Annotated in this window: 9 protein-coding genes; 4 read left to right on the top strand and 5 right to left on the bottom strand. The window is 40.3% G+C overall.

The features are described 5' to 3' along the window. Positions 1 to 2 precede the first annotated feature (2 nt). Both IM509_RS17180 and IM509_RS17185 read right to left on the bottom strand, forming a co-directional pair. Entirely contained in the window at positions 3 to 1949 is a 1947-nt protein-coding gene (locus tag IM509_RS17180) for an ATP-binding protein (protein ID WP_185237924.1), read from the bottom strand. Continuing rightward, complete coding sequence (locus IM509_RS17185) at positions 1949 to 3193, bottom strand: NACHT domain-containing protein (RefSeq protein WP_260441360.1); 1245 nt, start codon at positions 3191 to 3193, stop codon at positions 1949 to 1951. The genes IM509_RS17180 and IM509_RS17185 overlap by 1 nt, the downstream gene beginning before the upstream one ends. 393 nt (positions 3194 to 3586) lie before the next feature. On the opposite strand from IM509_RS17185, the gene IM509_RS24180 reads away from it, so the two are divergent. Next, positions 3587 to 3736 (top strand): transposase, encoded by a 150-nt coding sequence (locus tag IM509_RS24180; RefSeq protein ID WP_353734431.1) that lies wholly within the window; start codon positions 3587 to 3589, stop codon positions 3734 to 3736. Positions 3737 to 4026: 290 nt separating this feature from the next. On the opposite strand, the gene IM509_RS17190 is transcribed toward IM509_RS24180, so the two are convergent. Beyond that, positions 4027 to 5028, bottom strand: coding sequence for a Ycf66 family protein (locus IM509_RS17190; protein WP_287717236.1), 1002 nt, complete (start codon positions 5026 to 5028; stop codon positions 4027 to 4029). A 198-nt stretch (positions 5029 to 5226) separates the two neighbouring features. Here IM509_RS17190 and IM509_RS17195 point away from each other — a divergent pair, with 198 nt between their 5' ends. From IM509_RS17195 to IM509_RS17205, 3 genes are all read left to right on the top strand, one after another. Beyond that, positions 5227 to 5382, top strand: a complete 156-nt coding sequence (locus IM509_RS17195) for a WD40 repeat domain-containing protein (protein WP_221634911.1) — start codon at positions 5227 to 5229, stop codon at positions 5380 to 5382. 174 nt (positions 5383 to 5556) lie between these two features. Beyond that, complete coding sequence (gene holA, locus IM509_RS17200; RefSeq protein ID WP_185237927.1) at positions 5557 to 6540, top strand: DNA polymerase III subunit delta; 984 nt, start codon at positions 5557 to 5559, stop codon at positions 6538 to 6540. Positions 6541 to 6741: 201 nt separating this feature from the next. After that, a complete protein-coding gene (locus tag IM509_RS17205; protein WP_052277337.1) occupies positions 6742 to 8397 on the top strand; it encodes a CHAT domain-containing protein in 1656 nt (551 codons plus the stop codon). A 192-nt stretch (positions 8398 to 8589) separates the two neighbouring features. On the opposite strand, the gene corA is transcribed toward IM509_RS17205, so the two are convergent. Together corA and IM509_RS17215 are read right to left on the bottom strand one after the other, a co-directional pair. Continuing rightward, positions 8590 to 9747: a magnesium/cobalt transporter CorA gene (gene corA, locus IM509_RS17210; RefSeq protein WP_052277336.1), complete on the bottom strand. Its 1158-nt coding sequence runs from the start codon at positions 9745 to 9747 to the stop codon at positions 8590 to 8592. Between the two features lie 114 nt (positions 9748 to 9861). Further along, positions 9862 to 10690: RNA-guided endonuclease InsQ/TnpB family protein (locus IM509_RS17215; protein ID WP_287717239.1), on the bottom strand; the 829-nt coding region annotated here is incomplete at its 5' end.

The following is a 10690-nucleotide window of genomic DNA, read 5'->3' on the forward strand; positions in this document are numbered from 1 at the left end:
AATTACCCCACTGCTGGATAAGTGTTAACTTGCCATCTTTTACTATCCACAGGACAAGCAGAACCTAAATTAGTTATGTTCCATTCAATAAAAGCATTATTATTATTTTGCCAAGTAATAGTGACATCTCCAACACAGTGACCTGAACTTCCAGATAAATCGAAACTACCGTTAAAAGTGTCTCCCACATCACATCTTCCTGTTTTTGAAGAGGAAATTTTAATATAGCCTCTAAAAGGTGGTTTATTAGAGCCAAAAACAGTTTGTACTGAGTTGAGGTTAGTATTGCCAAAACAAATCTGATGCAGGTTAGTAATTTGAGTAAGATTGCTTTCAGAACGCCAAATCAAGTTTGTTCTTGTTGGCTTCAGTTCTTTTACTTGTTTAGTAAGTCTGGCATTTTCTTCTTTTAGTTCTTTTAATTCGGCAAGTCTGGCTTTTTTTTCTTTAAGTTGTGTTTGTACTTGGGACAGTTGGAACAGATTAATAGTAACACTTATTGTTAGTAAAAATACAGATAATAAAGCTAATGTTAATCGGTTTTTATTCCACCAAATTCTATATTTTTTTCCTCGCGTTAGCTCATATCCTTCATAAGCGCGTGTGGGATCAACTTTATATGCTCTGTTATATTTTTCTAATGCTTGTTGATAGTTTTTAGTGTCAAGATAATCTTCAGCCAATTTAAATAAAGCCGTAAAATGATTAGGATTCAGTTTTGCAATTTGTTCATAAATATCGGAACTAGATAAATTACGATTCTCAGCTATATCTTCGGCCAATTCAAAAAGTCTGCAAGCATCTAAATCAACTTTTTCTAAATCCCAGATAGCCTGTCTTAAAGGATAGCGTTTAACCAACCAATAACGAACTAGCTTAACTTTAATTTTGTAGTGAAATTCTGAATTTTCTACTCTCTCTAAAAATTCCCATTGAACTAAATTTTCTGGAGCTTTATTTAAAGCTTCTGTTATGATAACTCCATATTCTCTGAGCAATTTTAAAGGTTCTTCTGTCACTGAATTATTTTTCTTCTCAGCCATTTTCTCCGCTTGCGCTACTGCTGAAAAAACAACTCTTTCAGGAATCGGTAATCCATCTCGAAACCAAGCTAGTCCTCCTTCAGCAGTTTCAATTGCATCATCGACAATTTTAGTAACATCATCACAGGTAATTTCTGACTTATCCTCTTCTTCAGCTTGTAAAAAAAGAGCATTACATATCACTTGAGTAAAATAAGGATGACCTGAACTCAATTCTAAAATTGCATCGATAGCCTGAGAATCATAGTTTAAATAATGTGCAGCAGGTTTAGTAATTAATGCTTTAGCATCTGATTTTTCTAATAAGCCAATTTCTTGATTAACAGCTTGTCTAAATAAGCTTTTTAAGTTGGTTAAATCTTCTACTCTTCTTCCTATTACTGGAATGATAAATAAATTATTGTATTGACCGATAAGAGTTTCCAGATAAGGGAAAAAAGATTCAACTGGGGAATCAGGTGTTTGATCATTTAAAACATCAAATTCATCTAATAACCAAACCATTTTTCGTTTCTGCTCTTTTAAGACCTCAATTACTTGAGGTAAAAACTCATCAGAGAAAACCGTTTTATAATTCAAGGACAAAGATTCTGATTGAGGAATATTCAACTTATCAGCAATAGTTGAAGCAAGATTTTGTAAGATACTGTCAAGTGGTAGTCGCGTTTTGTCATGCAAATCAAAATAGATAAACACGAACTCACCTAGTCCCACAAAATTAGGAATTTGCATGAGTACAGAAGATTTACCAATACGTCTTTGACCATGCAGCAAAATAACTTGTGTATTTTGTTTGAGATTATCTTCAATAAATCTAAAAAGTTTCCGTCGGCCAAAAAATGACTCCCGGTCATAAATGGGACGACCGACAATATAGGGATTTATGTGCCTTGTTTGTGTTGTCATTATGATAATAACCCCCCTACTTGCTCAATGATAGATGCTATCTTATCTTTATTTTGCCATAGCCAACGAATAGCAGTATTAACTCTTGTCGTCTGTTGGCGGCTCATTAAATTAAGGAATCCTCTTTGTCGTTTTTTCAACTCCTCTTCCTGGCTATTCTCGATTTGCTTAATCACCCACCACTCCATTATAGATGAGCAGAAAGAATAAGTAGTATTTTCTTCTCCCTCTACCTTCTTTAAGATACCTCGCTCAACCAAATTATTTAATTCTATTTGTTTTTGACTGAAAATCGCTTCAATTCCGCCGAGAGTGTATCGATTCCTCCCTAATTTGCCTTCTAATTGGGATAAAGCCAGCAACATTAACAAATTTTGCTCTGTTTCAGTGGACAGTTGCCAAATAGCTTGAAATAAGTGTAAAGTGTTTGTTTGAAATTCTTGAATAAATTTTTTCTCATTAAGGTTATTTCCCGAAACCAATTCTTCATATAATAAGAAACAAGCATTTTGCAGTAAAGCTGGATTACCATCAGCAATTTTACGGATAGCTTGTTTCCAACCCAATAGACTCTCACTTCTATCGAGTAAAAGGTTTACTTCCTGATTAGTAAAAGGCTTAAGATTTTCAAATAAATAACCATTATACCAAGGTGATTTATCAGGTGTAAGTTCTGGACCAATTTGACTCAACCGACGAGATGAAGTCACAACTATCGAGATATTTTGCTCCTCGGATTGAGCCAGGGTACGACACTGACTGACGAAGGTATCTATATCAGCTTTCGTATATTGGGAATTGGGACGTAAGGTTACATCGTAATTATCGATAAGTAAAACTAAAAATTTACCCTGTTCTTTAAGTAAACGCAAGATAATAAGCAAATCATTAACCGTGGCTTCTGGTTTTTCTGAAAGAGTATCAATACTGGTTTTTAAGAAAGAAAAATTATTCTTAATTGTTACTAAAATATTGCGCCAAAAATCAGAAATCTTAAAAGGTTCCAGGCTTTGACAGTCAATGAATACAACAACTGCTTGGTTATAATCTTGCCCGCATTGTTCCCAGATAATAGGATATGTTAGCAGTTTTAAAAAAGATGATTTGCCCATACCCGGACCACCCCAAACCGCTAGAGAACTACGGCTTCTAATCTGATGCAATGCTCTCCTGATTAATGTCTTTCTTCCAATGAAATTTTCAGGAGTAACTCGTTGACCAATAGTGAAAGGATTTGAAGGCATGATCATTTTTTTAGACCCGATTGGAAAAATCAAGGAAGAATGCTTACCCAGTTTGATATTGAGGCTTTAATCTCCCAACCACCAAATCTATTATAGAACCCATTTGGTATCTTTTATAATGTAGATGCTAGGCTGAAAAGGTGAAGCGAAAACCTTGTCCATTATAGGTTTCAGGGAAGAGAGTCTGTAGCCTGTTTAACGGCAATACTTTGGTCTGAACCCCGTCAGTGAATGCGCCACCGTCTAGTCGTCCCCGAAAATCAATAGAGGAGTAAGCTAAAATCTACTCAAGTAGTATGACGAATGAAGAGTAGTCTATCGCAGAACCGCTATTGCCAAAGAAGAAATTGACTGGCCCCCCCGAAAGGGACAAAACGACAGATTTTAGATGGGATTTTCTATCAACTCAAAAATGGCTGTAATTGGCGGGAATTCCCGAAAGATTTCTCTCCCTACTCCACCATGTTCTGGCATTATAAACAGTGGAAAAGTCAGGGAATCATGGTTCTTCGGTTTGTGTTATGCAATGGACGGGGGTTATAATAAATGTAACCCTTATATAGAAAGGCATTTGGCAATTTTTCTCAATTGTTTTCGATCTAGAACTAACTAATCAATTAAGTCTCTTACCAGATAAGGATTTAGTCGATTTATGCCCCCATATCGAATCATACCAAGTAACGAAGAACCGTAATTATTAAGTACCTAAGCAAAATTAATTACACATATCTAACCACCTCTTGCCTCTTGCCCCTTGCCTCTTGCCTATCTTCACTAGGAAATTAATTTTGCACGACTACTTACCTAACCCACCCGCTAAATAATCTTAACTTTTAATCCGATGGGGGGGGATTTTCTTCCCTTTTTGATCGAGTTTCTGGGGGAGTATCTTCTCCGATAGTTTTTTCTGGAGACAAGTCTTCCTCTGGGGGGGGATTTTCTGCGCTTTGCGATCGAGTTTCTGGGAGATTATCTTCTCCGATAGTTTCTTCTGGAGACAAGTCTTCCTCGGTAACTTCAATAATCACCGTTTCGCTAACGGCAATAGTTTCGACTTCAACAGTTGTGACAGGTTCAGTCGGGGGAATTTCTGGGGGATTTTCAGAAGGGTTGATCTCTTCTGTTGCCAAATCAAAATCATCGAAATCATCGAAATCATCGAAAGTTTCATCATCATCAATAATTTCCGCAGCTTTTTCGCCAATTTCTGTCACTGATTCTGTAATAGTTTCCCCGATAGCTGCCGCTGTTTCGACAACGGGGGCAATCGTTTCTTGAGCTTTTTCGCCAATTTCTGTCACTGATTCTGTAATAGTTTCCCCGATAGCTGCCGCTGTTTCGACAACGGGGACAACCGTTTCTTGAGCTTTTTCGCCAATTTCTGTCACTGATTCTGTAATAGTTTCCCCGATAGCTGCCGCTGTTTCGACAACGGGGGCAACCGTTTCCTTAACCGTTTCTTTGACTTTTGCTGCTACTTTCTCAGGTTTAGCTTTAGTTTTAGGGGATTGGGAGGGAGTAACTTTCCCCAGACGATTGCCTAACCAACCGACAATAGTAAATAATTTAACCGGTTTGTCGGGATAAAAAAGTGCTTGTCTGAGTTTGAGAGTTTGCCAAGCGAAGGCAATAAATAATATGGTCGCGGCAGCTTGTCCGAGGAGGATAGCGCCTGTAATCCTTCCCGCGCACAACCAGAGGACAAGGGCATAGAATAATCCTACCGCACTCCAGAGAAAATCATCTTGACGGTGGCGATCGGGGGCGATAAAAGCGGTGGTGAGGAGGTACAGACTACTCAATCCCACAACGACCGCTAGGATATAGGGCAACATTTGCGATTCTCCTTTGACATTTCCTTTTTTATTGTGCGTTATTTGGGGTCGATCGAGTCTATTTTTTGATTAATTTGGGAAATTATCGAGTCAGATAGTCTTTACCTGTGTTTATGAATAGCCAGCGTTAATATTAGGAAATTCTGGGTTTATCCTCTGCTGCTTGTGCTGATCAGATTAAACAAGCTTTCGGATCAAATGATTAAGTTTTGGTCTTTAACAAGCAAAGCAAAATTAGCAACTCTTGATCAACCCACAGACAAACTGTTATCTTTAGCAATTAGTGCCGATGGTAAATATTTAATTATTGGTAGTGCTGACAAAAATGTAAAAATTTGGCAAAATGGGCAATAGTGACACCTCAAGATAAGTAAGTAGTTATAATTAAATTGAAGATAAATTTCGCTTCTGATCCCCCCTGCCCCCCTTAATAAGGGGGGTGCCGATTCCCCCTTAGTCCCCCCTTGATCAGAGGGGTGTCTGACAACTTTTAACACCTACCTACTTAACTGCTATAATTAGAAACTTATGCCGACAATATTTTATTGGGGAGAGGATGAATTTGCTATTAACCAAGCGGTGAAAAATCTGCAAGCAAAACTTCTCGATCCCAATTGGATACAGTTTAATTATGACAAAATCAACGGCGATCGCAATGAGGCAATTATCGAGGCCCTCAATCAAGCGATGACTCCAGTTTTCGGCATGGGAAATCGTTTAGTTTGGTTAGCTGATACGGTTATTTGTCAACAATGTTCCGAGGATATTTTCCAGGAATTACAGCGCACTTTGCCCAATTTACCCGAAAATTCCTATCTGTTATTAACCAGCACCAAAAAACCAGACTCCCGCTTAAAATCGAGCAAGTTTATCCAAAATCAGGCAGAGGTTAAAGAATTTGAACTAATTCCGCCTTGGAAAGTCGAGGAAATTGCCCAAAGAGTTAGGGAAATTGCCAAAGAAGTGGGAGTAAAATTAACTCCCGATGCGATCGAACTCTTAGCTGAATCAGTGGGAAATAACAGCCGCTTGCTGTGGATGGAGTTAGAAAAACTGCGTTTATTTAAAAATAATTCGGCGGGAACTATTGACAAAAAGGACATTTTAAGCTTAGTCAATGCCAGCAATCAAAGCAGCTTACAGTTAGCCAGTGCTATTTTAAAACGGGAGACAGGCAAGGCCCTAGAATTAGTCAATGAATTATTAAATCGCAACGAGAACCCCCTGGGTATCACTGCCACCCTAGGGGGTCAATTTCGCACTTGGGCAATAGTAAAATTAAAAATTGAAGAAGGAGAAAAAGACGAGAAAAATATCGCCGCCGCCGCCGAAATTGCTAACCCCAAACGACTGTATTTCATTCGCAAAGAGATACAATCCTTTTCTTCTAAGCAACTTCTCGCCACCTTGCCCATACTTCTCGAATTAGAATATCGTCTCAAGCGGGGTGCAGAACCTTTGGCAACTTTGCAAACAAAAATTATCGAACTTTGTTGTTTATTGGTCAGTTAAGTAGGGAGGCACAATTATTTGTAGGATGGGTTAGCGGTAGCGTAAACTATGCGGGCGTTGGGTTTCATGCTTCAACCCAACCTACGTTCATCTTGGCAAACAAAAATTATCGAACTTTGTTGTTTATTGGTGACTTAATACTCTTCCTTGCTGTTCAGAAATCCTCTAGAATAAGATTCTATAGACTTCTCAAGAACCACAATGACCGATGATGCCATCCCTAGTCTAAATTTAGCCATCGCTAGTTTAGCCACGAGTAATAATTTCGCCCGTTGGGTGACGAAAGCACCCCTACCGGGGGGATATGTGCATCATGACTGTGAATGGACCGAGAGTCTAACCACGGAATGGATGGCATGGCAGGAAATGTTCTGTCTGCAAAAAATGCCGACCTTGCCGATGTTAGAGCAATTAGAAGCAAATTATCGACCTAAACTGACTCTTTCGGGAGAAGGCGGCAGTTATGGCGGTCGATTAATGCAGAAACTAGGTATTAGTCTCTGGCAATGGTTATTTCAAGCATCAATTGGTCAAAGTTTCGCCCAAAGTCAGGGAATCGCTCTCGGCAAAAATCAGCCCCTGCGAATTCGCTTGGAATGTCGCAACCCCTATTTAATTCTGCTGCCCTGGGAAATTATGCAGCAAGCGGGTAAACAGGCCATATCTCTGCATCCGAATATACTCTTTAGCCGCACCACCAGCGATGTGGAACCATTGCCACCGATAAAACCGACTAATAGTCTCAATATTCTCTTAGTTATCGGCGAAAAACAGATTAAAACCGCCGCTAGTTCCCTCAACCTCACCGCCATTAATACCAGTGGAGAAACTAATCCCGACCAGGCACTGGAATCCGAGGCCACCAATCTCATCCAGGCCATCTCCCCTGGGGGCAGTAGTTCCCTCCAGAATTGGGGAGTGAAAGTCAAAGTCGATACCTTAATTCGACCGGAGGCCGAAGAACTGACCAGGGCCTTGGATACGGGTAAATATCAAGCTTTTTTCTACGCCGGCCACGGAATCGCCGCCCCCAATGGCGGTTCCCTATTTCTGCGGCCGGGGGAACAGCTAAACGGGACGGAGTTAGCCCAAGCTTTGGTGAGAAATCAAGTTATTTTAGCGGTTTTTAATGCCTGTTGGGGCGCTTATCCCGCTAAATCAGGTCAGGAGATGATTCCCCGTAGCAGTCTGGCGGAAGTCTTGATTCACCACGGCGTTCCCGCAGTTTTGGCCATGCGAGATGCGATCGCCGATCGAGAGGCCTTGAGTTTTATCGAAGTTTTTACCCGCAGCCTCCTCGGTTTCAAAGACAAAGAAGCGCAGATGTCCAAGTTGTTTCCCAGTCCAAGAGTCCCTATCGATCAGGCCGTTCGTATCGCTAGGCAGCAATTATTAACCCTCTACAAGTACAATCAACCCGCTTGGACTTTGCCGATTCTCTATATGCACCCAGAATTCGACGGGCAATTGCTGCAAACCCTTGATGAGACTCAATCACCGACGGTTATGCCCAATATCTCCGGAACCATGCCCGCCGCTTTCTTATACTATCTCGATCGTCCCGAAAGAAAATGGTCAATCCGTGGTGGTGGCATGAATATAGGACGGGACATGGAAAATGATCTACAGATTGCTGAAAAATGGGTTAGTAAAAACCATTGTCGGATAATTTGCCGTAAAAATGCCGATTATCCAGACTATCAATACTTTCTCGCAGATTTCTCCCGTTTTGGTACTTTTATCTATCAAGATGGCCACTGGAAACAGGTTCATAACCAAGAAGTTCCCCTAGAGTCCGGTTTACAGATTCGCTTCGGCAGTCACCAAGGCCAAATCCTCGCATTTGTGGTCGAATAATTAGGGTTTGTCGAAAAAGTTTGTCGTCGGGTGTGGGGTGTGGGGTGTGGGGTGTGGGGTGTGGGGAGATGGGGTGTGGGGTGTGGGGTGTGGGGTGTGGGGTGTGGGAAGAATAAATAAAAATAATCTCCTGTCTCCTGACTCCTGACTCCTGCCTCCTGACTCCTGACTCCTGACTCCTGCCTTCGTTAACTAACTTTTTGCTTCCTCTTTCAGGGAATAAATTGGTTTAAACCAACCTTTGCGCCAGAAGTAAAAAATCAAGCCCCCCGCTACGGCTAACATGACTAACCAGACAAGGAAATAACTCCATTCTCCTTTCAATTCTGGCATATTCTCGAAGTTCATGCCATAGACACCAACGATAAAAGTTAAGGGAATAAAAATCGTCGAAATTACGGTTAAAAACTTCATAATTTCGTTTAATTTATTGCCCATAGTGGACATATAAACATCCATCAAACTCGCCGCTAATTCTCGATAAGCTTCGATAATTTCCAGAATTTGAATGACGTGGTCGTAGGAATCCCGAAAATAAATTTGTACTTCATCACTGATTATACCATGATGGTCACGCATCAGTAAATGTAGGACATTTCGCATCGGCCAAATTAAGCGACGCAGTGCCAATAATTCCCGACGGACATCATAGATTTCCTGCATTGTATCTCGATCGGGATTACTAATGATCATATCTTCCAAAGCCTCAATCCGATCTTCGTAGTGTTCTACCACGGGAAAATAACCATCGATAATCGTATCTAATAATAAATAGGTTAAATAATCCGCCCCCGATTTCCGTACTCGTCCCTGGGAAGTGCGAATTCGATCTCTGACTATCTCAAAACAGTCCTGTAATTCCTCCTCTTGAAAACTTAAAAGATAGCGTTTTCCTAAGACAAAACTCACTTGTTCTGTATCAAAACCGCTTTCATCTTCTTTCAGTCGCACCATCTGAGAAATCACTAACAATTGATTGTTATAGTCCTCTAACTTCGGTCGCTGCGGCACATTAACCACATCTTCTAATAACAAAGGATGCAGATTAAAAATTTCTCCCACCTGTTTTAAAACCGTCTCACTACCTAACCCTTGAATATCCATCCAAGACACGGTATTTGTGCCAATATAGGGGGCGCAAGCATTGGGAGTAATATCCACCTTGCGAATGGCGTTATCTTCATCGTAGTCGATTAAAATAATCCGCGAGGGTTTGGCATCCGGTTCGATAATTAATGTCCCTGGTTCACTACCCGGTTCATCATAAAAATAATCGAAGTAGTCTTCTTCCTCGTCTCCATCGGTATCGGGACGGTGGTTAACGAATATATCCGGTTGTAGTTGGGTCATAAGCTTACAACAATCTGGCTAATTTGGGCAATAAGAAAACAGAAAAGTTAAAAAATTTAATTTGCCTAAAGTTACTATCTATCGCCATGAGATTACATTGACATACTCCCACCGTCAAGCTACGCTGTGACGGGGGATTCTTTCCACATCGCTGTTAGAAATTCCTTGTTCAACGAGACAACTTAGATTTTCAATGTCTCCACTGAAAACCCAGAGGTCGGACTCTCCCAAGGCGTTTGGGTCGGTTTCTGTTTGCCCAACAGTACCGTTGAGATAATTTCCCAAGTATTGTAACCCTTTTTTAAGAATGTTGATTGCTGCATTATGATCCCTATCTAAGACTGTTTGACAATTAGGACATTGATGAGTTCTAGTGCTTAAGGTTTTTTGAACTCTCGTCCCACAAACTGAACAATCTTGAGTCGTGAAATGTGGTGGTACAGCAACAAAAACAATCCGATAAATCTTGGCAAAATAATTCAACCATTCAGTGAATTGATACCAAGAAGCATCACTAATCGACTTGGCAAGTTTACGGTTTTTGACTAAGTTTCTTACCTTTAAAGCTTCATAGACTACCAAATCATTAGACTGGACTAACGCCAAAGCGTCTTTAATTGCTTTGTCTTTACGTTGTCTTGATACTTTAAGATGAAGTCTAGCCACTTTTATCCGTTGCTTGTGATAGTTGTTAGACTGTTTCTTTCCTTTACGAAATCGTTTTGATAATCTCCTTTGTGCTTTTTTCAGTCGTTTTTCTGACTTTCTTAAATAACGTAGATTCTCTACAGTATTCCCTTGAGCATCGGTATAAAATTCCTTTAACCCTAAGTCAATTCCTGTTATTTGTCCCGTTGGTTTATGGTATTCTTGCCGTTCTACGTCAATCAAAAACTGGCAATAATAACCGTCAGCACGTCTAACAACTCTTACCCGTTTAATC

The sequence above is a fragment of the Microcystis sp. M31BS1 genome, assembly GCF_020245285.1.
GTDB lineage: Bacteria > Cyanobacteriota > Cyanobacteriia > Cyanobacteriales > Microcystaceae > Microcystis > Microcystis panniformis.

What these genes read in the sequence shown, in the direction of transcription:
- IM509_RS17180 (WP_185237924.1), bottom strand. Translation starts at nt 1,949, where the DNA reads ATGACAACACAAACAAGGCACATAAATCCCTATATTGTCGGTCGTCCC.
- IM509_RS17185 (WP_260441360.1), bottom strand. Translation starts at nt 3,193, where the DNA reads ATGCCTTCAAATCCTTTCACTATTGGTCAACGAGTTACTCCTGAAAAT.
- IM509_RS17190 (WP_287717236.1), bottom strand. Translation starts at nt 5,028, where the DNA reads ATGTTGCCCTATATCCTAGCGGTCGTTGTGGGATTGAGTAGTCTGTAC.
- IM509_RS17195 (WP_221634911.1), top strand. Translation starts at nt 5,227, where the DNA reads ATGATTAAGTTTTGGTCTTTAACAAGCAAAGCAAAATTAGCAACTCTT.
- holA (WP_185237927.1), top strand. Translation starts at nt 5,557, where the DNA reads ATGCCGACAATATTTTATTGGGGAGAGGATGAATTTGCTATTAACCAA.
- IM509_RS17205 (WP_052277337.1), top strand. Translation starts at nt 6,742, where the DNA reads ATGACCGATGATGCCATCCCTAGTCTAAATTTAGCCATCGCTAGTTTA.
- corA (WP_052277336.1), bottom strand. Translation starts at nt 9,747, where the DNA reads ATGACCCAACTACAACCGGATATATTCGTTAACCACCGTCCCGATACC.